Here is a 26305-nt window from a genome sequence, read left to right on the forward strand (position 1 = left end):
GTATACGAACGAGAACCGCCGGCACCCCAATGCGGGACGCCGGCGGTTCACGCGCTGGTGATGATCTGATGCGGTTCAGCGTGCGTTCATCAGGTGCTCCAGGGCCAGCTGGTTGAGCTGCACGAAGGCGAAAGAACGCTCGGCCGTTGCGTCGGCGTCGAACTTTTCGAAGGTCGTTTCGTCGCGGAGCAGGTCCTCGGTTGTCTCGCCGGCGCTAAAGGTCGGTTCGGAGAGGTTGAGGATGCCGGAATCGGCCATAGCGCTCTGGACTTCCGGATCCTCACGGAAGGCGCGGGCCCGTTCTTTGAGCATCAGGTATGTGGACATGTTGGCCTTGGCCGAGTTCCACACGCCGTCGTAGCCGTCGGTGCGGGAGGGCTTGTAGTCGAAATGCCGGGGTCCGTCGTAGCGGGGACCGCCGCCGGGGAAGCCATTCTCGAGCAGGTCTACGGTGAAGAAGGCGCTGGTGAGGTCGCCGTGTCCAAAGACGAGGTCCTGGTCGTATTTGATGGAACGCTGGCCGTTCAGGTCGATGTGGAACAGCTTGCCGGACCAGAGGGCCTGGGCGATGCTGTGGGTGAAGTTGAGTCCGGCCATCTGCTCGTGGCCGGTTTCCGGGTTCACGCCCACGATGTCGCCGTGTTCGAGTTCGTTGATCAGGGCCAGGGCGCTGCCAACGGTCGGCAGCAGGATGTCCCCGCGCGGTTCGTTCGGCTTGGGCTCGATGGCGATCCGGAGATCGTACTTCTTCTCCTTAATGTAGGCCGCGACCGTGTCAATGCCTTCCTTCATCCGGTCGAATGCCGCCGACAGGTCCTTGGACCCGTCATATTCACTGCCTTCGCGCCCTCCCCACATGACGAATGTTTTGGCACCCATTTCTGCGGCCAGGTCAACGTTGCGCAGCACCTTCCGCAGGGCAAAACGGCGAACGTTGCGGTCGTTGGAGGTGAAGCCGCCGTCCTTGAAGACCGGGTGGGAGAAGAGGTTGGTCGTCACCATCGGGACCTGGAGCCCGGTTTCATCCAAGGCACCCTTGAATTTCTTCAGGATGGCTTCGCGCTCGTTGGCATCTGCGTCGAATGGGATCAGGTCGTCGTCGTGGAAGGTGATTCCGTAGGCGCCCATGTCGCTGAGGCGCTGCACCGCTTCCACCGGATCGACCGGTTTGCGCGATGGCGGGCCGAACGGGTCCTGCCCGGTCCAGCCCACGGTCCACAGTCCAAAGGAGAACCTGTCGTCACGGGTCGGCTGTACAGTCATTGGAAACACCTCACGTAGTATTGCGCAGAATTAGTTTTCAACATGAACTATATGGTTGTTGAGGCGGCGGGTCAATAGGTTTTGCAAGGATTGGAAGGAGAACGGTGAGCACAGGCGTAGAGGCATCGAGGCGTGCGACGGCGCCGACCTCACCCGGACGGGTGGGGGACGTACGACGGCGGAACCTGTCCTTGATCCTGCATCAACTCGGGCTCTCCGGCCAGACGACGCGGGCGCGGCTGGCCGCCGACACCGGATTGACCAAGGCGTCTGTATCCAGCCTGGTCGCCGATCTGGTCTCCGCCGGGCTGGTGATGGAAGTGGGATTGAACCGGGCGGCCGAGCGTGGCCGGCCGGGACTGGGGGTCGCGCTGAATACGGCGGCCGCGGCGCTGGGCCTGGAAATCAATGTCGACTACATGGCCGCCGGCGTGCTGAACCTGGCCGGCGACCTTCAATTCCATCAGGTCGTCGAGCAGCACAACGCCGGCAAGGACCCTGAGGAGGTGTTGGGCAGGCTGACGGAGCTGGCCGGCCAGGCGCTGCAGCAGGCCGAAGCCGCCGGGCTGACGGTCCACGCCGGGGGACTGGCGGTTCCAGGTCTGGTCGATACGGCCTCAGGCAGAGTGCTCAACGCTCCCAATATCGGGTGGCGGAACGTCGATATCGCCGAATGGGCTGCGTCTCTGGTCCCCGAGGGAATCCTTGGCACCGCGGTCTTCAATGAGGCCAACAGTGCTGCCCTGGCCGAACTCTGGTATGGCCACGGTCGCGGCATGGGCAATTACCTGTTCATCTCCGGAGAGGTCGGCATTGGCGGCGGCATTATCATCGACTCCGGCCTGTTTGCCGGCCCGGGCGGCAACGCCGGGGAAATCGGCCATATCGTCGTCGACCCCGAGGGTCCCGAGTGCTCCTGCGGCGGCTCCGGGTGCCTGGAACGATATGCGGGCCAGGACGCCGTGTTCGTCCGGGCCGGAATCGAGGGAGGCAACGATGCCGAACGGATGGCAGCGTTGCTCGAAGCGTTGGAGGACGGCGACGAGCAGGCGCTTGCCGCCGTTCGGCGCGCCGGGCATTACCTGGGGGTGGCGGCGTCGTCGACCTTCCGGCTGCTGGATATCGACGCCGCTGTGCTGGGGGGCAACTTCGCAACCCTCGAGCGTTGGATAACGCCGGCATTCCACGCCAGTGTGGAGGAGCACGCGCCGGCTGTGCTGGCGGCCGACGACGTCGTCGTGTCCGGACTTGGGCGGCAGGCGGCCCTGATGGGGGCCGCTGGCAGTCGTATCCGCACGGTGATTGAGCACCCCCACCTGCTGCTGAAGCAGCACTGAGTCGCACCGGCGCACCGGACCGGGCGTGTTGAGTCGTACCGACCGTTCCGGAACAGGCCGAGGATCCTATAGCAAATATTGTGACAGGAGTTACTCGTGGGTAGACTCTGCTCATGAGCCCCGCCAACGCGGCCAGTGGATCCGCAAAACTCAAACGTCAGGTGCTGCGGGACGACGTGTGCGAGGCGCTGCTCGACATGATTCTCGAGGAGGAGCTGAAGCCCGGCGCAACGATCAGCATTGACGGGTTAGCCAAGGAGTTGGGTATTTCCCCGACGCCGATGCGCGAGGCGCTTGCCTACCTCGAACACACAGGGCTGGTTGCCCGCGCGGCCTTGAAAGGGTACACGGTCGCTCCGCGGCTTTCACCGGAGCAGATGGCCGATCTGATCGACGCGCGGGCCATCATCGAACTGGCCGCTGTCTCCCAGGCGGCGCAACACCCGTCTGCGCTGCTTGAGAGGCTGCGGGCAGCGCACCGAAACCACCGCGAGGCGGCCGCGGAGGTGACGGCCGGCGACAGCGCAGTTCCCTCGGCCCGGGCAATGCGCGAGTACTTCAATGCGGACTGGGCGTTCCATCTGGTGCTCGTCGAAGCCAGCGGGAACCAGTTCCTGCACGGCATGCTGGAGGGACTGGGCGCGCACTTGCACCGCATGGTGCAATCGGCCGGACGCGGGGTGTTCGACGCCGACATCGCGCTGACCGAACATGGCCAGGTGCTGGCCGCCATCGAAGCCGGCGACCGCGACCGGGCGGTCGGGGCAATGCGCACGCACCTGGCCAACACGCAGACGAGGGCGCTGGCCGACGCGGCGGCTGGTCGAGACGACATCTGAATCCCCTCCGGTGGCGCCTGAATCCTGTCCGCGCAGGGCATCGTCTGCCAGGCACCGCCCGAACGCGCGCCAGCGCTAGTCGAACACGATAATCTGCCGAACCGCATTGCCATCGGCGAGGTCATCCAGCGCCTGGTTGATGTCCTCCAGGCGAATGGTCGCCGACGCCAGTTCCTCAACCGGCAGCCGGCCTTCCCGCCACATCTTCGCGTAGACCGGAATGTCATGTTCGGGCACGGCTGAGCCGAGGTAGGAGCCAATGATCGTCCGGGCTTCAGCGGTAATACCCAGCGGGGCTATCGAGGAGCGGGCGTCAGGAGAAGGCAAGCCCACGGTAACCGTCGTTCCGCCAACGGCAGTCGCGGCCACCGCCGTCTCGAACGCCTTCGGATGCCCGGCAGCTTCAATCACCACCGGTGCCTTGATTCCCAGCTCTGCTGCCTCCGCTGGCGAATAGACGGAAGTGGCACCCAGCTCGCGTGCCCGCTCGAGCTTATCGGGATTAGCATCGACGCCGATGATCCGCCCGGGTGCCTCGCTCGCTGCCGCCAGGGACACAGCAGTCAACAGCGCCGCCATGCCGACTCCGCCGAGGCCGACAATCATCACGTCCTGGCCCTTGGCCGGCTTGCCGGAGTTCAATACAGCACCGCCGCCGGTCAGCACTGCACAGCCCAGCACGGCGGCGGCAGCTGGTGGAATGTCGTTGTCCACCGGAACCACAGAGCGGCGGTTGACCACCGCATGAGTGGCAAACGCGGAGACGCCCATGTGATGGGCCACTGTCTCCCCATGACGGGACAACCGGGTGCTGTCACCGAGCAGCACGCCGTCGTTATTGCTGGTCGTGCCCGGGGTGCAGGGGAGTTTGCCATCAGTGGCGCAATTTGCGCACTCGCCGCAGCGGGGCAGGAAGACTGTCACCACCCGCTGTCCGGGCTCGAGATCTGTCACGCCGTGGCCGGTATCCACGACGACGCCGGAGGCTTCGTGCCCGAGCAGCATGGGCACGGGGCGGACACGGCTGCCGTCGACCACCGACAAATCGGAATGGCACAGTCCCGCCGCCTCGATTCTGATCAGCACCTCACCGGAGCCCGGGGCATCGAGCTCCAGTTCGCTGATGGACAGTGGCTTCGAATCAGCATAGGGGCGTTCCCGGCCGATTTCGTCGAGGACGGCTCCGGTGATCTTCACATCGTTCCCTTCGTGATTGTGGCGGTGGAATCGTTGCCGAATGACGAACTTATCGCAGGTTGCGTCCGCGCTGATCACACCTTGGCCGTTTCCCGGATCTCTTTGCCGGCACGGACGCGACGGCGAATGAGTCCGGCGACCGGGGGACCGACGAATGCCACAATGGCGGCAATGGTGAATGTCGCGGAGATCGGCCCATGGAAGAGGATGAGCAGGTTGCCCTGTCCCAACGCCGAGGTCTGCACCAGGTACTTCTCCAGCAGCGGACCGAGGACCAGGCCGAGCACCATGGGTGCGGCGGGGAAATCGAACCGTTTCATGAAGTATCCCAGGATGCCCGCTCCGAACACCACCCAGAGGGCAAAGCTGGTGTTCCCGATGGCGAATGCTCCGACCAGGCTCATCAGCAGGATGATGGGGTAGAGGTAGCTGTACGGCACCCGCAGAATCTGTGCGAACACCGGGGCGAGCGGCAGGTTGAGCACCAGCAGGATCAGGTTGCCGACGAAGAAGGACACTAGCAGGCCCCACACCAATTCGGGCTGCTGTTCGAACAACAAGGGACCTGGCTGGATACCGAAGATGACGAACGCACCCAGCAGGATAGCTGTGGTGCCGCTGCCCGGAATGCCCAACGCCAGCGTGGGAATGAAGCTTGCGTTGGCGGCGGCATTGTTGGACGCTTCCGGCGCAGCGACGCCTTCGACCGCACCCTTTCCAACCTGCTTCTTGAACTTTCCGAATGAGCGTTCAACGCCGTAGGACATGAACGAGGCCAGCGTCGCTCCGGCGCCGGGCAGCGTCCCGAGCCCGAAGCCCAGGCCGGTGCCACGCAGCGCGGGCGCAACCGACCGGCGCAGTTCCGACTTGGTGATCAACAGGTCACGGAAGGTCGCCTTGATGGGTTTTTCGCCGCCGCGATGGATCTGGTGCAACACCTCGCCGATGGCGAATACCCCGATCAGGATGGCGATGAAGCCGAGGCCGCTGAGCAGGTTGACGCTGCCGAAGGTGAAGCGTGCCGTGGCAAAGCCCGAGGCCACTCCGACCATCGAGATGAGCAAGCCGGCTGCTGCCATGATGATGCCCCGCAGCATGTTCTCGCCGGCGAAGGACACGATGGTCGCCAGGCCCAGCAGGATAATGGCGAGATTCTCCGGCGGGCCGAAACGCAATGCGAAGTCAGCCACCGGGGCTGCCAGCGCCATCAATCCGATCAACGAAACGACCGCGGCAACGAAGGACGATATGGCGGAGATCGCCAGTGCGGCCCCGGCCCTGCCGTTTCTGGCCATTTGGTAGCCATCGAGGGTGAGCACCACGCTGGAGGAATCACCGGGAGTTGAGATCAGGATGGAACTGATGGAGGCACCATACTGGCTGCCGTAGTAAATTCCGGCCAGCATGATCAGGGCCGTGACCGGTTCCATCCCGAGGGTCAGCGGCAGCAGGATCGCCACGCCGGTGGCTGAACCAAGTCCCGGAAGCATCCCGATGATGGTGCCCAGCAGGACACCGGCGAAACACCACAGCAGATTGTGGGGCGTGATCGCGGTTTCGATCCCGATCTGGAGGTTTTCGAGCACGAGGGCTCCTTACTAAATCAGGCCCAGTGCGCCTTGGGGCAGGGGCACACCAAGGGCTTGGACGAAAATGAGGTACGCGCCGGCCAAAGCGCCGGCAGCCATTAGCACGGACGGCAGCAAGGGCTTGCGTTCCACCCACAGCACAACGGTCAGCACCATCGCGGTCAATGACAGCAGCAGGCCGAGCCAGGGCATCACCAGCAGGGCGGCAAGCAGGATGCCGAAGACCTTCACGATGGCCCGGTTGCGTGGGGAAGCGGTGCGTCCAAAGGTGTCGCGCTGCTGGGTCGATTCGCTGCTGCCTTCCGTTTCCGGGTCTGCCGTTTGGCCGATGGCGGCGTTGGCCTCTTCCTCGATATCTTCGGTGAAGTCCATCAGCGAACCGCCGCGCTGTCCGTGGGTCAGGTACATCCTCGTGATCTCCGCCAGGGAGGCCACGAGAATGAACCCACCGGTGACCACCGGGAGGAAGCCGGGCCCGACTTTGCCTCCTTCCTCCAGGAAGCCGTAGCCGAATCCCATCACCAGGGCGAAGGCGCCCACGGCAGCCAGGATCGCTGTGCCAACGACGTCGGAAGTCGGCGGCCTTGTCCGTGCGGGGGCTTCGCTCTTACTTGTCATTTTTCTTATCGAGGATCCGCTTGAGGTCCTTGTTGTAGTCGTCAAGGAATGCCTTGAACTCGTCGCCGTAGGCGACATCGGGCTGTAGCAGATTGCTCTCGATGTACTTGGTGTAGGCGTCGGTCTTGGCGTATTCCTTGGCAGCGTCGATCCAGTGCTGCTTGGCCTCGGCGGAAATGCCCCCGGGTGCGATGAATCCGCGCCACTGGGCGAACGTCACATCGACACCCTGTTCAACGCCGGTCGGGACGTCGGCGAGCGGCTTGTAGTCGTATCGTTCGGGTGCGAGCACGCACAGCGGCTTGAGGTCGCCGGATTCGAAGTATCCCAGTGCCTCGCCCGGATTCGTCATCGCCACGTCGATGTGACCTCCCAGCAGGGCCGTGGCGATTTCGGCGCCGGATTCGAAGACGACGGACTCGAATTTGACGTTGGACTGTTCCTCGATCAGGCTCCAGGCGACGAACTCAGGGCCGGTTGCCCCCGAAATTCCGGTGGTCACCTCGCCTTGCTTGGCGGCCTCGATGACGTCCGGGCACGTTTTGTGCGGCGAGTCAGCGTCCACCATCACCACGTTGTAGTCCGAGCCGAGTTTCATAATGGGCGTGAAGTCTTCGTAGTCGAAGGCCACGTCCTGGACAATCGGCAGGGTCATCAGCGCGGTTTCGCTGGCCAGCAGCACACCGGGGTCGCCTTTGCTGGCCAGCAACTCGGAATATCCGACGGCGCCGTCCCCGCCGGTGATGTTTTCGACAGTGACAGTCGATTTGGTGACTTTTTCGAGGCCTTTGGAAATGGCGCGTCCGGCAATGTCGGACCCGCCGCCGGCAGCGAAGGGAACGATCATCCGGACATCGTTCGGTGCCGTGAAGGCTCCGTCTTTGCTGCCACTGGATGTGCCTCCGCAAGCGGTCAATGTGAGGGCGGCCGCCGCGGTGGCTGCCGGTAATAGGAACTTGGTGCGTCGGTTCATTGTTATATCCTCTTTGAAATAGTGGCGAGTGCATCCACTGTGGTCGTGCTCCAGGTAACCGCGTGGTCCGGGTTAGGTGGAACTGCGCTGCATGTTTTGAGCCGCGAGGTCGACCGCGATCTCAAAGGCACGTTGGCTGGGTCCGGTTTTGGCGATCCCCTGGCCGACAATTTCGTAGGCGGTGCCGTGGGCCGGGGTGGCGATGGGGACCGGCAGGCCGCCCTGGACGGTGACTCCTTGGTCAAAGCCCATGAGTTTCATGGCAATCTGGCCCTGGTCGTGATACATCGTGACGACCCCGTCGAATTCACCGTCGCGGGCACGAATGAAGACTGTGTCACAGGGGTAAGGACCGCTGGCATCGATTTCCTCGGTCCGGGTGAGGGCGATGCCGGGTGCAATGTGGTCGATTTCCTCGTGGCCGAATTGGCCGTTCTCGCCTGCGTGGGGATTGAGCGCGCATACGGCCAGCCGCGGATGCTCCACCCCTGAACCACGCACCACATGGTCGAGCAGCCGGATCGCTTCGGCCACGGAACGGGCATTGATGTTTTCGGCAACCTCTTTGACTCCGATGTGCGAGGTGACCCGGGATGTGGCCAGTGACGGCACGAAGTTCAATTCCGACGTCGTTCCCTCAAAGCCCAACGACTTGGCGAACCAGCGGAGTTCATCCTCTTCATGCATCCCCGCCAAATGCAGCGCGGACTTGTTCAATGGAGTGAACATGATGGCGTCTGCTTCCCCGCGTTCGAACATGGCCAGGGCGTCGGTCAGGTCGGCCATCACCCGTTCGCCGGCTTCGGCGCTGATCCTGCCGCGGATGAAGGTCCGGTCGCCGAACCTGCTTCCGACCGCCGTGACCGCCGTGGTGCCCGGGCGCGGTGCGCAGGCGACGGAGACGCCGGCCTCATGCGCAGCGGCCTGAATCTCATCCTCGGTGGCCAGCACATAGACGTCGGCGCGGGCGAGGTTGGCCGGATCTGACAGGATCTTCACGGCCAGTTCCGGGCCGATGCCGGACGGGTCGCCCATCGTCAGGGCCAGCCGGGGCCGGACCGGGTACTCAGTCGGGGACAATGTATCTCCTTTTGGTATGTCGTATACAAAAGATGCTATTGGATAAAAGCGTGCCACAGATCACATGCCACGGACAAGGGGTGGGGGTGGCTCGAAAGTGGACAAGGGGCGGGGTTGGGCTGGCCCGAATATGTCTTACCGTCCGGACCAGGACGGTCTCTCTTTGTCCAGGAAGGCGCGCACCGCGGTCGCGAAGTCCTCGCTGCCGTAGACGGTCTTGACGATGTCCTCGTCTTCAATGCCGCTGCCTTGATGGAGCCTGCGCAGTCCTTCCTTAACGGCCCACATGGTCAGCGGGGCGTGGTTGGCCAGGCGGTCGGTGAGAGCGGCCAATTCGCCGTCCATGTCGTCGGCGACGGCAGTGACAAAGCCGCAACCGAGCGCTTCTTGGGCCGGCATCATTCGTGCGGTCAGCAGCAGGTCTGCGGTGCGCGACCGGCCCAGCAGCCCGGCCAGTACCGACAGGGTGCTGATTGACAGGCAGTTGCCGAGGGTGCGGGCGATGGGCACCCCGAATTTCGCGGCCGGGCTGCAGATCCGCACATCTGCCACCGACGCCAGCCCGAGGCCGCCGCCAATGCAATAGCCTTCGATGGCGGCGACAACTGGAACGTTCACGGCGCCCAGCCGTGAGAGCACCGCGCTGATCTGATCCTCGTACTGCACGCCCCGGGCCCCGTCGAACCCGGTAAATTGCGCGATGTCCGTTCCGGCGACGAAGGCGTCACCACCGGCGCCGCGAAGCACCATCACCCGGATGCTGTCATCCGTATCCACCCGTTCACAGGCTTCCTGCAGCCCTCGATACATTTCCCAGGTCATCGCATTGCGCTGCTCGGGCCGGTTGAATGTGACGGTGAGGATGCTTCCGGTCTCTTCGACCAACAAATCTTCGGTCATGACGTCGCTTCCACCTTCCCGGGATTGTTCGCCGTGCCGGCCAGCGCATCCAGCTCGGCACCTTCGTATCCGAGGGAAGCAAAGATGTCCCGGTTGCTGGAGCCCAGCACCGGACCGGCCGAGCGGCGGACCGCGGGGGTGCGGGAGAACCGCATCGGAGAGCCGAGTTGGCGCACCGTACCCATGGTGGGGTGGTCGCCGTCCCAGAAAAACTCCCGGGCGTGCAGATGTTCGTCGGTGAAGACCTGGCCAAAGTCGGAAATCGGCGCAACCGGGACGCCGGCGTCATTGAGCGCCTCGACGATTTCGTCAGTGGTTAGTTCCGCCGTCCGTCGTTCGATTGTTTCAATGAGCGGGATCCGGTTCTGCAGCCGGTCGTAGGTGCCGGCGTAGCGCGGGTCATCGAGCAGTTCGTCCAGGCTCAGGGCGTTGCAGAACGCCGCCCAATTGCGCGGGGTGTTGGCGCCGACGGTGACGTATCCGTCGTTGCTGGCCACCGCCTGGTATGGGGCCTGGTTCTGGTGTGCCGAGCCGTGGCGCTGGCCGACGGTGCCTTCGGCAAAGTAGGCGCCGGCTTCCCACACGGCAAAGGACACCCCGGATTCCATCAAGGACACGTCGATGTATTGGCCCTGCCCGGAGGTGTTGCGTTCATGCAGGGCGGAGGTGACCGCCAGCGAAACATAAAGCGCAGTCGTCAGATCGCAGATGGGTACTCCGGTCTTGGCCGGTGGCATGTCCGGATACCCTGTAATGCTCATCAGGCCGCTGCGGGCCTGTGCCATGATGTCCAACCCGGGCAAGTGGGACAGCGGGCCGTCCTGGCCCCATCCGGAGGCGGACGCATAGATCAGGCCGGGATTATTCGCGCTGAGCTCTTCGTAGGAGAGGCCAAGGCGGCGCATGGCGCCCGGCCGCAGATTCTCGACGACGACGTCGGCGTCCGTTGCGAGTCGTTCGAAAGCCGCCTTTCCCTCGGCGGATTTCAGGTTGAGGGTGACGGATTCCTTGTTCCGGTTCAGCCGGGCGAAGGGCGAGCTTTCACCATCGATCATTGGTCCGGTCGCCCGTGTCTGTTCGCCGCCGTCGGGGTTCTCCACCTTGATCACCCTGGCGCCCAAATCGGCCAGTTGCATAGTGGCAAATGGTCCAGCCATGAAGACTCCGGCTTCCAGTACCGTGATGCCGGCTAACGGTGCGGCCGTCCCGCTCATCGACTACCTCCTTGTGTATGCCCACGCCGCGGACGCATCCGTATGTGAGCTCTGCAACAGAATACTGTATACCGTAGACTGTGTTCTGGATGCTTTCAAGAGCAGCACGGGTAAAATCGGCGCCATAGCGCGCCGCACAATTCAAGGAGGAACAGTGATGGATCCGGCAGTGACCCAGGCTTCGGGCAGGATCGTTGCGCCTCCGAGCCTGGCAGCGTTGGCCAAAGAGCAGTTGATCGACGGTGTCTTGTCCGGGACCTATTTGCCAGGGGAGCGTCTGGTGGAGGAGAAATTGTGCCAGCAGCTGGGCATTTCCCGACCACCGGTGCGCGAAGCGCTGAAGGAGCTGGAAAACGCCGGGCTGGTGGTCCAGATTCCGCGCCGGGGAGCAATTGTGGCCCCGCTGACCCAGCATGACGTGTACGAGATCGTGACGCTCCGCAATGAACTGGAGCGGATGGCGATGATGCTGGCGCTTCCGGATCCACCGGCCGACCGGCTGCAGCGGTGCCACCGGGCTATCGAGGAAATGGAGCGCATCGTCCCGACCGGCAACGAGGTGGCGATGAGCCGGGCCGGCTTCGACTTCCACATAGCGGTGATCGGCCTGGCCCAGCACCGCCGCCTGGAGGATTCCTACCGCTCCATGGCGTTGCAGCTGCAGGTGTGTATGGCGATGAATACCAAGGCCCGCCGTGACATCGAGGATCTTGATGGGAACGTCGAACGCCACCGCCGGATCCTCGAACTCATCGAGACGGGAACCCGCGCCCAGGTGCTCGAGGAGCTCGACGCGCACGGGCATCAAACCTTCCTGCTTGCCGCCGTCGATCAGTTGGACGGCGCCAGCGAGGCATCGGACAGGTGGCTGGAAAAGCTGCGGCAAAGGATTGATCGAAATCGTCCCGCCTGAACTTCCCGTGGTCAGCGTCCGCTCGCTGGGCGGGACGGTGGCGATGACGACGGCGGGACCCGGACGGGGAGCGGCGCCAGCGGTCTCTGCCTCGGATCTGGTGGACAGCGTCCCCGCGCTGCAGGACATCGCCCGGGTCGACGCCGTTTCGGTTGCCGGTGTTCCAAGTGCCTCGCTGGAATTTCGGCACCTGCTGGATCTGAAGGCGGAGCTGGACAGCGCATGCACGGCGGGCGCGAAGGGCGCCGTCGTCACTCAGGGGACGGACACTATGGAAGAGACCGCCTTCCTGCTGGATCTGTTGTGGGACCGGCCGGAGCCGCTGGTCGTCACCGGGGCGATGCGGACAGCGGACTCGGTCGGCGCCGATGGTCCGGCGAACCTGCTTGCTGCGGTGGCCACTGCGGTGGATCCGGCAGCAGCCGGGCGCGGATGCCTGGTGGTGATGAATGACGAGATCCATGCCGCCCGCACCGTTCACAAGGCGCATACCGCCAGTGTTGCGGCGTTCGTTTCGCCCGGGGCTGGACCGGTGGGGCGTGTGCAGGAGGGGTGGGTGCTCTTCCACTCAACTACCCGCCGGACCGATGCATTCGACGTGCCTGCCGGAACCGAAATCGCCCGGGTGGCGCTGCTGCGACCGGGCCTTGCCGACGACACCGTCCTGCTGAAGGCCGCCGCCGGATCATACGACGGGATTGTGATCGAGGGGATGGGTGGCGGCCACGTCTCCGCCCGGTGGGTGGAGCCGCTGCTGGCCGCCGCACAGCAGGTGCCGGTGGTGCTGGCATCCCGTACGGGGGCAGGCACTGTGCTGACCCGGACCTACGGCTATCCCGGTTCGGAACAACAATTGCTTGGTGCCGGATTGACGCCCGCCGGGGACCTCGATGGTCTGAAGGCCCGCATACTGCTGGCCCTGGCCATTTCCACCTCCGGGAGCCGGGATTCGGTGCGCCGCGCCTTCGAACAGCGGGCCGCACCCCGCTGACGGCACGCCCTATGCACTAAAGCATCAGGGCTGCTCCGGCGCGACAACCTTGATCACCGCAGAATCGTCGGCCGCGCCCAGGCCGGCAGATTGGCCCAGCAGGTACAACTGTTCGGCCGCGGAAGCCAGGGGAGTGGGCAGCCCGGTGTCCCGGGCCGCCTTGTTCACGATCCCCATGTCCTTGACGAAGATATCCAGCCGGCTGAGCACTTCGGCGCCGTCGTCGTCGTAGGCTTCCAGCATCCGCGGGCCGCGGTTGCCCAGCATGAACGAGCCGGCCGCGCCGGCCTGCAGCGCTTCCAGCGTCTTCTGCTGGTCCAGGCCCATGGATTGCGCCAGCGCGAGCGCCTCGGCTGCTGCGGCGATATGCACGCCGCACAGCAGCTGGTTGACGGTCTTCAGCGCCTGCCCGTCGCCGGGCTTATCGCCGACGACGGTCAGCGTGGAGGCGAGCAGGTCAAGCACCGGCCGGGCTTGCCGCTGCCCGGCGTCGGTGGCGCCGACGACGATCAGCAGGTCGCCCTCGCCGGCGCGGACCGGCCCTCCGGACAGCGGGGCGTCGACCAGTTCCACGTCCTGCTGCCTCAGCCGCGCCGCCACATCCGTCACGGCGGCAACGCCCACGGTGCTGGTCAGCACGACGACGGCGCCGGGCTTCAGCGCTGCCGAGATCCCCGCCTCGCCGAAGAGCACGTCGTTGAGCTGGTCACCGTTGCGCACGGCGAGCACGACGGCGTCGGCGTTGTCGGCGGCTGCGGCACCGGAATCGAACGTGGTGATTCCCGCATTGGCAGCCAGTTCCAGCCGCGGCGCCGCGACGTCGAAGCCATTGACGGTCAGGCCGGTGGCCAGGCGGGTGGCCATTGGCAGTCCCATGGCGCCCAGCCCCAGGACTGCTGCGGTGTAATGTTCGGCTGACACGGTGTTCCTTACTGGTCTGCTCTGGTGCTGGACTCATCGCTGGTGCTGGACAGGGTGGCCACGACGTCGACCAGTGAACGGTCGCCGCCCACATTGCCGGGAAAGACGACATAGGGGATGCCCTGTGCCGGTCCATCCACCGCTTTCCACAGCGGGACAATGCCCGGCAGCATCGGCCCGCTGACCATCGCCCGGCGGATTTGCAGCCCCTTGGAAGCGACGTCGGAGGAAGTGATGCCGCCCTTGGCGATGACGAACCGCGGCGGCTGAGCGGCCAGTACCCGCCGGACCACGTCGACGACGGCGGCGGAGACGCGGCGGGAGATGTCCAGGGACGCGTCGCCGGTATCGGCGGTGACGAGCTTCCGGCTGGTATGAATGATGACGTCGCCGCGTTTCAGTCCCTCGGCGACCGCGGAAACGACGGCGTACACGTGGGGCGCGCGCTGTTCTTCGTCGATAATGGCGGCGACGTCGAGCTCTGCGGTGTGGACGATCGGACGGGTGGCCTGAAGTTCATCGAGTTGCCGGGTGGTCATTCCGACGTGCGACCCGACGACAATCAGCCCGCCGGGGCGGGCACGGGTTTCGTCGTTGTCTCCGAAGGCTTCCCCGGCGGTCAGTGGAGCGTGCGGCTCTTGCCCGATCGCGGCTCTGGGGAAAGGTGGACCGACGCGGTAAAGGAATTTCTTCCCGGCCGACTCTGCTTCCTGTACGCCGAGGGTCAGCAGCCGCAGGTCGTCCTCGGTCACGGCGTCGGCGACCACCGGGATGCCGTTGTGAGCCCCGGCCAGCTGCCGGGCGATTGGTCCAGCTCCTGCCCGGATGATGTCCAGGGTCAGCGCGATGACGTCCGAAGCCGGGAAGCGGCCGGCCGACTTTTCGTCCACATAGTTCTTCAGGTTGGAGCTCTGGTAGCCGAACGTCGCGTCCTTCGCGAACTCCGTTTCCGCAACCGGGGTGAGGGCGCCGTCCTTGTTGGTGTAATGCACTGATCCAATAGTGATCCGCCCGGCGTCGGGGAAGGCCGGAACCATCACCACCCCGTCCGGCGCCGGCTGTCCGGCCGAGGTCATTGCCTCGGTGAGCACGTCCGTTTCCAGCGGGAAGTGGCCGCGCATGGTCGAATCGCTGCGCGAGACGAAGGAGAGGCGAAGGTCTGATCCGGCAGCGGCGGCCAGCGCGTTGGCGACCACCTCGCGGTTGCGTTCGGCGGCATCGTCTTCGCCCAGGCTGCGGCTGTTGGTCAGCACATAGACCGCCGGACTGCCGGTTTCCAGCGCCCACTTGAAATCGTCTTCCTGCCAAGCGGTGAGCACCGGCAGGCCCGAGACGGACTGCGTGCCTGTCGGGTCGTCGTCGAGCACGATGAACACCCGGGACGGGGCGGCGTCTGCATCGCCTGCGCCGTAGCCGGCCGCCTTTTGCGCTCCTGCGGCAACCTCCGCGGCATCGACGGTAACCTCCGATGGGTAACCGGCCAACAGCTTTTCAAGGTCTTCCACAGATACTCCTTCTGGTCGCAGGGCTCGGTCCGAGCCTATCGGTTGGGACCGGTCCGCCCATCTTGCCAGCGGAAGATTCATCGTTGACTGCGTCTTACGTGGCGGTCCTCACGCAGGCGGCTGGACGATTTCGGGTTCCTGTCACGCCACGTTGCCCCGCTGATGTTCCAGACGTTCGGCAATCCAAACCTTGATGATGGACTGGCGGGTGACGCCTAACCGCTTTGCCTCCCGGTCCAGCGAGTCGATCATCCAAGCAGGAAAGTCGACATTAACGCGACGTTGCTCATGTCCTGGACGTCGCGCCGAGCCCAGGTCGAGGGCCGATGTTACGTCCCCGCCCTTGTCGAATCGGCTATCGAATTCTTCAGCTTTCATAGATCGCCACTTCCTCCCTCCGGGACCGGCGCACCGAGATGAGTCTGACCCTGTCTTGCCGATAGGTTACAACTGCCGAGTAATGCCGCGCACCTATTGGAAGTCGAGCGCGATGACGCTCCACGACAGCGGCGGAAGTTCCGCTTTCAACGTGCCACTATCCACCACAACATTCGACAGGGGAATCATCCCCACGCTGTCCGGACGCTGCTGGTCGTTGGCCGTGAACCGGCTGCCGTCATCGGCGACGGCCAGGGTCAGCGCGTCCTCGATTCGTCCGTCCGTTCCGGCCGGGTCCAGCGAACGGAGGTCGACGGCCAAGTCCAGCGCATCGTCCAGCCCTCGGTTCGCCGCGAAGAGCGTTAGCCGCCGGCTTTCGGCGTCCCAAGTGGCCGAGGCATCCAGCAACGGCGCGGTGCCGAACTTCTCCGACTCATAGGAATCGCTGCTGACCGCCAGCTGCAGTACCGATCCCGTCGCGCGGCCGGCCATTTGGGCGAACGGGTGAAAGATCGTCTGCCGCCAGGAGTCCGAGCCGGGTTCGGAGCGGATGGGCGCGATGACGTTCACCAGCTGTGCCTGGCACGCCACGGTCACCCGGTCGCCGTGCCGCAGCAGCGAGTTCAACAGCGTTCCGACGACGACGGCGTCGGTGACGTTGTATTCATCCTCGATCACGCGCGGATGCTCGACCCATTCACTGCGGCCGACGGCGATATCGCTGGCGTGGAACTTGGACTGGTACCAGACGTTCCATTCGTCAAAGGATAGATTGATGCGTTTCCGGTTGCCCAGCTCGGCGCCGATGGCATCCGCGGTGGAAACGACGGACTCGATGAAGTGGTCCATGTCCAGTGCCGAGGCAAGGAAGGACTCCACGTCGCCGTCGCGCTCTTCATAGTAGGCGTGCAGGGAAATGTAGTCGACGTAATCGTAGGCCTCGCGCAGCACCGTCTGCTCCCAGGACCCGAACGTCGGCATGGAGGAGTTGGACGATCCGCAGGCGACCAGCTCGATGGATGGGTCCACCAGTTTCATCGCCCGCCCGGTTTCTGCCGCCAGCCGGCCGTATTCGAGGGCCGACTTGTGTCCGACCTGCCACGGGCCGTCGAGCTCATTGCCCAGGCACCACAGCTTCACGTCGTATGGGTCCGCATCGCCGTGTTTGATGCGCAGATCCGACAGCGCCGTTCCGCCGGGGTGGTTGCTGTATTCGAGCAGGTCCAGCGCCTCCTGCACACCGCGGGTGCCCAGGTTGACCGCCATCATCGGTTCGACGTCGGCCAGCTTCGCCCAGCGCATGAACTCCGAGAGGCCAAACTGGTTGGACTCAATGGAACGCCACGCCAGGTCCAGGCGCCGGGGGCGTTCGGCCTGCGGCCCGACGCCGTCCTCCCACCGGTAGTTGGAGACGAAGTTGCCGCCGGGGTACCGGACCACAGTGGGGCCGAGTTCGCGGACGAGCTCGACGACGTCCCGGCGGAGGCCGTCGTCGTCGGCTTTCGGATGGCTGGGCTCATAGATGCCCTCATAAATGGAGCGGCCCATGTGCTCGACGAAGGAGCCGAACAGGCGGCGGGGCACCTCGCCGGTTCGAAATGCCGGATCCAAGGTTATTGATGCGCTGGGCAATGGGTTTCCTTCCGTTTGATGCGACCCCTTCTGGTTTACAACGTTGCAAACTATTCCGTGAGGTCGGCGGTCCGTCAAGGGGTCTGGCACACTTTGAATAGAAAAATACTTCCAAGGGAGGGCGGACTCGCAGTGGCCGTGTCGAAGCATGTCCGCCTTTCCGACGTCGCGGCCCACGCCGGAGTGTCTATCAAGACCGTGTCCAATGTGGTCAATGGGTTCCAGCATGTACGCCCGTCGATGCGGCAGCACGTCCAGCAGGCCATCGACGAGCTGGGCTACCGGCCCGATGCCAGCGGCAGGACCCTGCGCACGGGCCGGACGGGGCTGGTGGGCCTGGCTGTCCCGGACCTGGGCAACCCCTACTTCGCCGACCTGGCCCAGCGGCTGGTCGCCGAGGCCCGGAAATATGACATGCGGTTGCTGATCGAACAGACCGGAGGTGACCGCGACGAGGAAGTCGCCATCCTGTCCGGCCGCGGTGCACGAATGGTGGACGGGTTGATCTTCAGCCCGCTCTCGGTGCATGACGAGGATCTCAGGAACCGGAAGGACCAGATTCCGCTGGTGTTGCTGGGTGAACACGAAGGCGGGGACATCGCGGACCGGGTCGATATCGACAGTGTGGGAGTGGCCTTCGACGCCGTCACGCACCTGATTGAGGGCGGTCGGCGGCGGATCGCGATGCTGGGCTGGGTGGGCACCAACACGACGCATGTGTCCCGCAATCGCCGGGACGGGTATCTGCGGGCACTCGAGGCCGCGGGAATCGCCCGGGACCCGGAGCTGATCCGAGTGGTTCATCCGTGGGGACGCTTGACCGGCAAGACCGCCGCGGAGCAGTTGATTGCCTCAGGTGTGGAATTCGACGCGATCTTCTGCGGCAATGACGCCATCGCGCTCGGTGCGCTGACGGCCCTGCGGGAGAAGAATTTCAATGTCCCCGGCGACGTGGCAGTCATCGGTATCGACAATATTGAAGAAAGCGAGTTCTGCGTCCCGTCGCTGAGTACCATGGCTATCGACCGGCAGGCGATGGCCGAACGCTCCTTCAAGCTGTTGCACCGGAGGTTGGAATCGCCGGACGGAGAGACGGCCACGCTGGCCACGCCCTACGCACTGATTCGTCGCGGCTCTTCGAACACTGCCGAAGGGTGAGGCAGCGCGGGTCGGGTAGCCCCGGCCCGCCCCGCCGCCTCAGCTCCCCAGCATCCTGTCCAGGAACCCGTTGCGGAATTTTCCCTCGGGATCGTGTGCGTGCGCCAGGTTCCGGAAGTCCTTGAAACGCGGGTACAGCGGCGCCACATCACTGGCGCCGGCGGCGAAGAGCTTGCCCCAATGCGGGCGGGCGCCGAACGGGCTGAGGGCAGCTTCAAGGTCCGGCAGCAGTGCTTCGATGTCGTCCTGGCGGGGTTTGAAGGTGAAGTGGAATGCCACGCTGTCGCGATTAAACGCCGGGCTGAGCCAGAATCCGTCAGAGGCGATAGTGCGCACCTCGGAGGCGTAGAGCAGCGGAGCCAGGCGGTCGGCGAAGTTCCGCAGGGTTTCCAACGCGGCGGCGGCATATTCGCGCGGGAGGATGTATTCGGTCTGCAACTCGTCGCCCTTGCTGGGAGTGAATTCCGGGCGGAAGTGCGGCAGTCGCTCCAGCCACGGACCGGGGACGCCGAACTGCGCGGTGCAGTTGTCTCCAGACATTTCCGGCAAGGGATGCCGTGCGGTGGTGGCCGCAGCGGCGCCGTGGAACGTAATGACCGCGCCGCCGTCGTCGTCTTCGATGCGCGACTTTTGCCACACCTGGCCGAAGCTCTTGTAGTCGGTGAAGAGGCTGACGCTGTACGCGCTGGAGGCGATCTCGTCGAAATGTTCGAGGGCCGCGTTCCAGGGCAGCTGCTCGAATACCCGCTGGCTGACCTCGTAGCTCGGCTCGATGGCCAATTCAACACTTGTCACGATGCCCAGCGCACCAAGTCCCACGACGCTGCCCAGGAAATCACCGCCGTCGGCCGCCTCCAGCCGGTCCGTATTTCCGCTGGCGCGCATCAGCTCGATCGCCGTGACTGCAGAGGACAAGGAGCCGTTGGTTGCGCCCGAGCCATGGGTTCCGGTCTGCAGGGCGCCGGCGAGACAGATGTGGGGCAGTGAGGCCATGTTGTGCAGCGCCCAACCGTGCTGCTGGAGGTGCTGGGCCAAGGCGCCGTAGGTGAGGTGGCCCGGAACCCTCACCCGCCGGGAGGCGCTGTCGATGTGCGGAACGCCGCCCAGGTTGTCCAGCACGACGTGTGTGCCGCCGGTGTCGGCGATGTCGTTGAAGCAGTGCATCGAGCCCAGCGGCTTGAGGCTCCTGGCGGCCGCCACCACATCGGCCAGCTCGTCCATCGACGACGGGCGTTCCACGGCCGCGGCCGAGTAGTTCAGGTTTCCCGCCCAATTCTTCACATTACCGTCCTGGCCTTGCTGGATTTCGATTGCCTTGCTGCGGGAAAGCTTATAACCCTCACCGCCCGTGACGAGTGTATGTTAGCGACCACAGACGGTGGCTTAACTTCGGTGGAGACCCGCCTGGGCGGGTCCGGCCTTGCGGTAGGCTCGCGAATATGGAATTCAGGTACTTGGGAAATAGCGGTCTGAAAATATCGGAAATCACCTACGGCAATTGGCTCACCCATGGGTCGCAGGTGGAAAACGACGTCGCCACCGCCTGCGTGCGTGCGGCACTGGATGCGGGGATCAGCACGTTCGACACCGCGGACGTCTATGCGAACACGGCTGCCGAAACCGTGCTGGGCGAAGCCCTCAAGGGTGAACGGCGCCAGTCGCTGGAAATCCTGACCAAGGTCTACAACCCGACCGGCCCGAAGGGGCACAATGACTCCGGGCTGTCCCGCAAGCACATCATGGAGTCGATGAACGCGTCGCTGCAGCGGCTGCAGACCGACTACGTGGACCTCTACCAGGCCCACCGGTATGACTACGAGACGCCGCTGGAAGAGACCATGCAGGCGTTTGCCGACGTCGTCCGCCAAGGCAAGGCGCTGTACATCGGCGTCAGCGAATGGAACGCGGAGCAGATCCGGGCGGGCCACGCGATGGCGAAGGACCTCGGCTTTCAGCTGATTTCCAACCAGCCGCAGTATTCGATGCTGTGGCGGGTCATCGAGGACCAGGTGGTTCCCGCGTCCGAGGAGCTGGGGGTGTCCCAGATTGTCTGGTCCCCGATCGCCCAGGGTGCGCTGACCGGCAAGTACAAGCCGGGCGAGCAGCCACCGGCCGGCAGCCGCGCCACGGACGACAAGGGCGGCGCGAAGATGATCGAGCGCTGGATGCAGGACGAGGTGCTCAATGGCGTGCAGAAGCTGCAGCCGGTGGCCGACGAGGCCGGACTGAGCATGGCGCAGCTGGCGATCGCCTGGGTGCTGCAGAACAAGAACGTGGCCTCGGCGATCATCGGCGCCTCGCGGCCCGAGCAGGTCGAATCCAACGTGAAGGCCGCCGGGGTCACGCTCGATGCCGACATGATGGGCACGATTGACGACGCCGTCGGGTCGCTGGCCGAGCGCGATCCCGCACTGACAAAGTCGCCGGAAACCCGGCTGACCTAAGCCAGTTTCTGCAGTGGACCACTCCAGGGGACGGCCGCCGAACATGGCCGACGTGGCCAAGGCCGCCGGCGTTTCGCACCAGACCGTCTCCAGGGTGCTCAACGCGCATCCGAACGTCAGCCCTGCCACCAAGGAGCAGGTGGAGAAGGCTATCGCCGACCTCGGCTACCGGCGCAATACCGCGGCACGCAGCCTGGTGACGCGGCAGTCGCAGACCATTGGCGTGTTAGCCAGTGAGCTGACGCAGTACGGGCCGGCGAACACGCTGCTGGGCGTGGAGCAGGCGGCCCGCGAGGCCGGGTATTTCGTCAGCATTGCGGCGTTGCGCACGGAGGTGTCGGCCGCAACCATTAACGACGCCCTGGGCCGCTTCATGGACCAGGGCGTCGACGGCGTCGTGGTGGTGGTTCCGCATCCGGGCACCCTGGACGTGCTCCGCGGCCTCAGCGTCGACGTCCCCCTGGTGGCAGTGGGCGCCAGCGGGGATGAGTGGTTCAAGGGCGTGGCCGTCGACCAACACCAGGGTGGCCGGCTGGCGGTGGAGCATCTGCTGGAGCTCGGACACCGGAGGATCGGCCACCTTTCCGGACCCGCGGATTGGATCGACGCCACGTCCCGTATCGAGGCTTGGCGTGATGCGCTCGCCGCTGCCGGGCTGGGTGAATCGGTGCTGATGGAGGGTGACTGGAGCGCCGAATCCGGGTACCGTGCCGGACTCCGGCTGGCCGGACGCCGGCCGGCCGGCGAGCTGGACTGCACGGCGCTGTTCGTGGCCAACGACCAGATGGCGCTGGGGGTGTTGCGCGCCTTCTACGAGGCGGGCATCAGCGTCCCGGGGGACGTGAGCATTGTCGGGTACGACGACCAGCCGGATGCGCCGTACCTGATCCCACCCCTGACCACGGTCACCCAGCACTTCGAGGAGCTGGGCCGCCGTTGCATTAACGCACTGCTTGAGGCCTTCGAAGGCGCCGGCGTCCGTGCCGGCGTCGTCGAACCAGAGCTGGTGGTGCGCTCCACGACGGCGCCGCCCGCCGGGTAGCGACTGCTGTTGATCAGCTCTTTGGTCTGGACCCCTTGCGGATGTGGCTCTTGACACTCTGGTGTGTGAGCGCTAACAATTGGGTGCAGATCAACTTCTTCCCGTCGACTTCGGCCGTCGTGGTGTGTTTCCACGGCTGCTGCGGAGGTTCCAGATGCAAACACCGGGTTCGCCAGATGGCACCGCGGCCACCTCGGCTGAGGCTACAGGCGGCAGCGCCGAGCCGAAGTACACCATCGGCGTGGACTTCGGCACCTTGTCCGGCCGGGCCGTCGTCGTCCGTGTTTCAGACGGCGCCGAACTGGGCAGCGGGGTGTACGAGTATCCGCACGCGGTGATCACCGACCGGCTGCCGGGCGGTTCGGACCGGCTCCCGGCGGACTGGGCGCTGCAGGTGCCCGACGACTACCGCGGCGCACTGCGCCATGCGGTTCCGGCGGCGGTGCAGGACGCCGGCATCAACCCGCGGGACGTGATCGGCATCGGCACGGACTTCACCGCCTGCACCATGGTTCCCACCACGGCCGATGGCACTCCGCTGAACGAACTGAAGCAGTTCGCCAACCGCCCGCACGCCTACGTGAAGCTGTGGCGCCATCACGCGGCGCAACCGCAGGCGGACCGGATCAACCAGCTGGCCGCCGAAGGCGACGAGTTCTGGCTTCCGCGCTACGGAGGGCTGATCTCCTCCGAGTGGGAGTTCGCCAAGGGCCTGCAACTGCTGGAGGAAGACCCGGAGACCTACGCCGCGATGGACCACTGGGTGGAGGCCGCGGACTGGATTGTCTGGCAGCTCACCGGCGAGTATGTCCGCAACGCCTGTACCGCCGGGTACAAGGGGATTTACCAGGACGGGCAGTATCCGGATGAGGAGTTCCTGGCGGCGTTGAATCCCGAATTCAAGAACTTCGTCACCGCCAAGCTGGAGCATCGGATCGGCCAGCTGGGAGCCGCGGCCGGGGACCTGAGTGCCGAGGCCGCGGCATGGACCGGGCTGCCGGAAGGGATCGCGGTCGCGGTCGGCAATGTCGACGCGCACGTCACCGCGCCGGCCGCGCGCGCCGTCCAGACGGGTCACATGGTGGCCATTATGGGAACCTCCACCTGCCACGTGATGAACGGCGACGAACTGGCCGAAGTGCCGGGCATGTGCGGCGTGGTCGACGGCGGGATCCTCGCCGGCCGCTGGGGCTACGAGGCCGGGCAGAGCGGGGTGGGGGATATCTTCGGCTGGTTCGTGGACAACTGCGTTCCGCCGGCGTACTACGAGGCCGCCGCGTCCCAGGACCTCGGCATCCACGAGTATCTCACGGAGCTGGCAGCCGGGCAGCGGGTCGGCGAACACGGGCTGGTCGCGCTGGACTGGCACAGCGGAAACCGTTCGGTGCTGGTCGACCACGAACTCTCCGGCGTCGTCGTCGGCCACACCCTGGCCACCCGGCCCGAGGACACCTACCGGGCCCTGCTCGAGGCGACGGCGTTCGGTACGCGCACCATCGTGGAGGCCTTCAACTCATCCTCGGTGCCCGTGCGCGAGCTCGTGGTCGCCGGCGGGCTGCTGAAGAACCGGCTGCTGATGCAGATCTACGCCGATGTCACCGGCCTGCGGCTCTCCACGGTCGGCTCGGAACAGGGGCCGGCGCTGGGGTCGGCGATCCACGCGGCGGTGGCAGCCGGAGCGTACGACGACGTGCACGCCGCCTCCGAGTCAATGGGGAGCGAACCGGCCGACGTCTACGACCCGATCCCGGACAACCAGGCGGCCTACGACGAGCTGTTCGCCGAGTACACCGCCCTGCACGACTACTTCGGCCGCGGAAGCAATGACGTGATGCACCGACTCAAGGCCATCCAGCGCGCCGCCATCGACGCCTCGCCGGCTGAACGGAGCGAGGCATGAGCGGGCTGGCCGAAACCATCAGCAACCTGCGCAAGGAAGTCTGCGCCCTGCACGCGGAACTGACAAGGTACGAACTGGTGGTGTGGACCGCGGGCAATGTCTCGGCCCGGGTGCCGGGGGAGGAGCTGATGGTGATCAAACCCTCCGGCGTCTCCTACGACGAGTTGGTCCCGGACTCGGTGGTGGTCACCGACCTCTACGGGACGCCGGCCGACGGCGACTGGGGCAACCCGCCGTTGTCACCGTCGTCGGACACCGCCGCGCACGCCCATGTCTACCGGCACATGCCCGACGTCGGCGGTGTCGTCCATACCCATTCCATGTACGCCACCGCCTGGGCCGCACGGGGGGAGCCGGTGCCCTGCGTGCTGACCATGATGGCCGACGAGTTCGGGGGCGAGATCCCCGTGGGCCCGTTCGCGCTGATCGGTGATGATTCCATCGGCCAGGGCATCGTGGAGACGCTGCGCGGATCGGACTCGCCGGCGGTGTTGATGCGCAATCACGGCCCGTTCACCATCGGAAAGGACGCCAAGGCCGCGGTGAAGGCGGCCGTGATGTGCGAGGAAGTCGCCCGGACAGTGCACGTCTCCCGCCAATTGGGTGATCCGCTGCCCATCGACCCGGAGCAGATCGCCTCGCTCCACGCCCGTTACCAGAACGCCTACGGCCAGTAACGCCGCCGCCGTCGTCGCCCACGCCGCGGGCCTCACGCCCGAGCCCGCAGCCCCAGCCCCCACGCAGCCAGCCCGCCTCGCCCGAAGGAGCCCCCTTGTCCAACGCATCGTCGACATCGCTCGAACCCTACGAAGTCTGGTTCCTGACCGGCAGCCAAAGCCTGTACGGCGAGGACGTGCTGCGCCAGGTCGCCGAGCAGTCCCGGCAGATCGCCAAGGAATTGGACGCCGCCGCGGAGCTGCCGGTGCGGGTGGTATGGAAACCGGTGCTGACCGAGGCAGACGCCATCCGCCGGACCGCGCTTGAGGCCAATGCGGACGACAACGTGATCGGCGTTTCGGCATGGATGCACACCTTCTCGCCGGCGAAAATGTGGATCGCCGGGCTGGACGCGCTGCGCAAGCCACTGCTGCACCTGCACACCCAGGTCAACGTGGAACTGCCCTGGGCCGACATCGACTTCGACTTCATGAACCTGAACCAGGCCGCCCACGGTGACCGGGAATTCGGGTACATCCAGTCACGGCTGTCCGTGCCGCGCAAGACGGTGGTGGGCCACGTGTCCAATCCGGAGGTGCTCCGCCGCATCGGTACGTGGCAGCGGGCCGCCGCGGGCCGGGCTGCCGTGCGCTCGCTGAAACTGACCCGTTTCGGCGACAACATGCGCAACGTCGCGGTGACCGAAGGCGACAAGACCGAGGCGGAACTGCGCTTCGGCGTCTCGGTCAACACCTGGGGTGTCAACGATCTTGCCGAAGCGGTGCACGGGGCGGCAGAGTCCGACGTCGACGCGTTGGTTGCCGAGTATGAGGACCTGTATGACGTCGCGCCTGAGCTGCGGACCGGCGGCAGCCGGCATGACTCGCTGCGCTACGGGGCCCGGATTGAGCTCGGCCTGCGGAGCTTCCTGGAAGCGTCCGGGTCGGCCGCCTTCACCACCACGTTTGAAGACCTGGGCGCGCTCCGCCAGCTGCCCGGGCTCGCGGTGCAGCGGCTGATGGCCGACGGTTACGGCTTCGGCCCCGAGGGCGACTGGAAGACGGCGATCCTGGTCCGGGCGGCCAAGGTGATGGGAGCCGGGCTCGACGGCGGCGCGTCGCTGATGGAGGACTACACCTACCATCTGGTGCCGGGGCAGGAGAAGATCCTCGGCGCCCACATGCTGGAGGTCTGCCCCTCGCTGACCACCTCCACGCCGAAGCTCGAAATCCACCCGCTGGGCATCGGCGGACGCGAGGACCCCGTCCGGCTGGTGTTCGACGCCGACCCGGGCGCCGGCGTCGTCGTCGCCCTGTCCGACATGCGGGACCGGTTCCGGCTGGTGGCCAACGCCGTCGACGTCGTCCCGCTGGATGAGCCGCTGCCCAAGCTCCCGGTCGCCCGCGCCGTGTGGGAGCCCAAGCCCGACTTCGCCACTTCCGCCGCCGCGTGGCTGACGGCGGGAGCTGCCCACCACACCGTGCTGACGACCGGCGTGGGCGTGGAGGTCTTCGAGGATTTTGCCGAGATGGCACAGACCGAACTGCTGTTGATCGACGAAGACACTTCGCTGCGCGGGTTCAAGAACGAGATCCGCTGGAACCAGGCGTACTACAAGCTCGCGGGCGGACTGTGAGCGGCACCGAAATCGACCACGCCTTCACGGATTTCGACTGGTGACCTGCAGCTGAACGAGGTGGTGTTGGCCCGTTTGCCGTATCGTCAAGAGCGGTGATGCCATCGCGGCATCACAT

Annotated in this window: 23 protein-coding genes; 10 read left to right on the plus strand and 13 right to left on the minus strand. The window is 65.4% G+C overall.

All coding sequences use genetic code 11. From position 1 onward, the window contains the following. Positions 1 to 75 precede the first annotated feature (75 nt). Entirely contained in the window at positions 76 to 1263 is a 1188-nt protein-coding gene (gene xylA, locus H535_RS0112550; protein ID WP_026819825.1) for a xylose isomerase, read from the minus strand. 104 nt (positions 1264 to 1367) lie between these two features. Here xylA and H535_RS0112555 point away from each other — a divergent pair, with 104 nt between their 5' ends. Further along, a complete protein-coding gene (locus H535_RS0112555; protein ID WP_026819826.1) occupies positions 1368 to 2600 on the plus strand; it encodes an ROK family transcriptional regulator in 1233 nt (410 codons plus the stop codon). Between the two features lie 113 nt (positions 2601 to 2713). Continuing rightward, complete coding sequence (locus H535_RS0112560; RefSeq protein WP_026819827.1) at positions 2714 to 3439, plus strand: GntR family transcriptional regulator; 726 nt, start codon at positions 2714 to 2716, stop codon at positions 3437 to 3439. A gap of 75 nt (positions 3440 to 3514) precedes the next feature. Here the strand turns inward: H535_RS0112560 and H535_RS0112565 are convergent, their stop codons facing one another. The 7 genes from H535_RS0112565 to H535_RS0112595 all read right to left on the minus strand — a co-directional run bounded on the left by H535_RS0112565 (position 3515) and on the right by H535_RS0112595 (position 11010). Further along, positions 3515 to 4636 carry an alcohol dehydrogenase catalytic domain-containing protein gene (locus H535_RS0112565; protein WP_026819828.1) on the minus strand — a complete coding sequence of 374 codons (1122 nt, stop codon included), beginning with the start codon at positions 4634 to 4636 and terminating at the stop codon, positions 3515 to 3517. A gap of 74 nt (positions 4637 to 4710) precedes the next feature. After that, positions 4711 to 6222, minus strand: a complete 1512-nt coding sequence (locus H535_RS0112570; RefSeq protein ID WP_026819829.1) for a tripartite tricarboxylate transporter permease — start codon at positions 6220 to 6222, stop codon at positions 4711 to 4713. Between the two features lie 12 nt (positions 6223 to 6234). Continuing rightward, positions 6235 to 6843, minus strand: coding sequence for a tripartite tricarboxylate transporter TctB family protein (locus H535_RS25210; protein ID WP_035769422.1), 609 nt, complete (start codon positions 6841 to 6843; stop codon positions 6235 to 6237). Beyond that, entirely contained in the window at positions 6833 to 7816 is a 984-nt protein-coding gene (locus H535_RS0112580) for a tripartite tricarboxylate transporter substrate binding protein (protein WP_026819830.1), read from the minus strand. The genes H535_RS25210 and H535_RS0112580 overlap by 11 nt, the downstream gene beginning before the upstream one ends. A gap of 72 nt (positions 7817 to 7888) precedes the next feature. Continuing rightward, positions 7889 to 8896, minus strand: a complete 1008-nt coding sequence (locus tag H535_RS0112585; RefSeq protein WP_026819831.1) for a 4-hydroxythreonine-4-phosphate dehydrogenase PdxA — start codon at positions 8894 to 8896, stop codon at positions 7889 to 7891. A 135-nt stretch (positions 8897 to 9031) separates the two neighbouring features. Continuing rightward, the gene (locus tag H535_RS0112590; protein ID WP_026819832.1) at positions 9032 to 9796 is read right to left on the minus strand and encodes an enoyl-CoA hydratase/isomerase family protein; all 765 of its coding nucleotides are present in this window, start codon (positions 9794 to 9796) and stop codon (positions 9032 to 9034) included. Then, positions 9793 to 11010 (minus strand): CaiB/BaiF CoA transferase family protein, encoded by a 1218-nt coding sequence (locus H535_RS0112595; RefSeq protein WP_026819833.1) that lies wholly within the window; start codon positions 11008 to 11010, stop codon positions 9793 to 9795. Before H535_RS0112595 ends, H535_RS0112590 begins: the two co-directional genes overlap by 4 nt. Before the next feature lie 157 nt (positions 11011 to 11167). Here H535_RS0112595 and H535_RS0112600 point away from each other — a divergent pair, with 157 nt between their 5' ends. Together H535_RS0112600 and H535_RS0112605 are read left to right on the plus strand one after the other, a co-directional pair. Beyond that, positions 11168 to 11923 carry a GntR family transcriptional regulator gene (locus H535_RS0112600; protein WP_026819834.1) on the plus strand — a complete coding sequence of 252 codons (756 nt, stop codon included), beginning with the start codon at positions 11168 to 11170 and terminating at the stop codon, positions 11921 to 11923. After that, a complete protein-coding gene (locus H535_RS0112605; RefSeq protein WP_035769425.1) occupies positions 11901 to 12914 on the plus strand; it encodes an asparaginase in 1014 nt (337 codons plus the stop codon). The genes H535_RS0112600 and H535_RS0112605 overlap by 23 nt, the downstream gene beginning before the upstream one ends. 24 nt (positions 12915 to 12938) lie before the next feature. Here H535_RS0112605 and H535_RS0112610 read toward each other — a convergent pair whose 3' ends face one another. From H535_RS0112610 to arfA, 4 genes are all read right to left on the minus strand, one after another. Continuing rightward, on the minus strand, positions 12939 to 13790 hold the full coding sequence (locus H535_RS0112610; RefSeq protein WP_051299198.1) for an NAD(P)-dependent oxidoreductase: 852 nt from the start codon (positions 13788 to 13790) through the stop codon (positions 12939 to 12941). A gap of 53 nt (positions 13791 to 13843) precedes the next feature. Then, on the minus strand, positions 13844 to 15340 hold the full coding sequence (locus H535_RS0112615; protein ID WP_245580291.1) for a four-carbon acid sugar kinase family protein: 1497 nt from the start codon (positions 15338 to 15340) through the stop codon (positions 13844 to 13846). Positions 15341 to 15481: 141 nt separating this feature from the next. Beyond that, the gene (gene brnA / locus H535_RS0112620; RefSeq protein ID WP_026819838.1) at positions 15482 to 15718 is read right to left on the minus strand and encodes a type II toxin-antitoxin system BrnA family antitoxin; all 237 of its coding nucleotides are present in this window, start codon (positions 15716 to 15718) and stop codon (positions 15482 to 15484) included. 93 nt (positions 15719 to 15811) lie between these two features. Beyond that, positions 15812 to 17350 (minus strand): arabinosylfuranosidase ArfA, encoded by a 1539-nt coding sequence (arfA, locus tag H535_RS0112625; protein ID WP_026819839.1) that lies wholly within the window; start codon positions 17348 to 17350, stop codon positions 15812 to 15814. 132 nt (positions 17351 to 17482) lie between these two features. On the opposite strand from arfA, the gene H535_RS29030 reads away from it, so the two are divergent. After that, complete coding sequence (locus H535_RS29030) at positions 17483 to 18508, plus strand: LacI family DNA-binding transcriptional regulator (RefSeq protein WP_026819840.1); 1026 nt, start codon at positions 17483 to 17485, stop codon at positions 18506 to 18508. 39 nt (positions 18509 to 18547) lie between these two features. Here H535_RS29030 and H535_RS0112635 read toward each other — a convergent pair whose 3' ends face one another. Beyond that, positions 18548 to 19789, minus strand: coding sequence for a D-arabinono-1,4-lactone oxidase (locus H535_RS0112635; protein ID WP_026819841.1), 1242 nt, complete (start codon positions 19787 to 19789; stop codon positions 18548 to 18550). A 158-nt stretch (positions 19790 to 19947) separates the two neighbouring features. Here H535_RS0112635 and H535_RS0112640 point away from each other — a divergent pair, with 158 nt between their 5' ends. The 5 genes from H535_RS0112640 (at position 19948) to araA (ending at position 26187) form a co-directional block, all read left to right on the plus strand. Beyond that, positions 19948 to 20952, plus strand: coding sequence for an aldo/keto reductase family protein (locus tag H535_RS0112640; RefSeq protein WP_026819842.1), 1005 nt, complete (start codon positions 19948 to 19950; stop codon positions 20950 to 20952). Positions 20953 to 20995: 43 nt separating this feature from the next. Further along, entirely contained in the window at positions 20996 to 21994 is a 999-nt protein-coding gene (locus H535_RS0112645) for a LacI family DNA-binding transcriptional regulator (protein ID WP_035769427.1), read from the plus strand. Between the two features lie 154 nt (positions 21995 to 22148). Further along, positions 22149 to 23894 (plus strand): ribulokinase, encoded by a 1746-nt coding sequence (gene araB / locus H535_RS25215; RefSeq protein WP_081416651.1) that lies wholly within the window; start codon positions 22149 to 22151, stop codon positions 23892 to 23894. Next, a complete protein-coding gene (locus H535_RS0112655) occupies positions 23891 to 24571 on the plus strand; it encodes an L-ribulose-5-phosphate 4-epimerase (protein WP_026819844.1) in 681 nt (226 codons plus the stop codon). The genes araB and H535_RS0112655 overlap by 4 nt, the downstream gene beginning before the upstream one ends. Before the next feature lie 95 nt (positions 24572 to 24666). Further along, positions 24667 to 26187 carry an L-arabinose isomerase gene (gene araA / locus H535_RS0112660; protein ID WP_026819845.1) on the plus strand — a complete coding sequence of 507 codons (1521 nt, stop codon included), beginning with the start codon at positions 24667 to 24669 and terminating at the stop codon, positions 26185 to 26187. The last annotated feature ends 118 nt before the right edge of the window (positions 26188 to 26305 follow it).

The sequence above is a fragment of the Arthrobacter castelli DSM 16402 genome, from assembly GCF_000430705.1.
Taxonomy (GTDB): Bacteria; Actinomycetota; Actinomycetes; order Actinomycetales; family Micrococcaceae; genus Arthrobacter_C; species Arthrobacter_C castelli.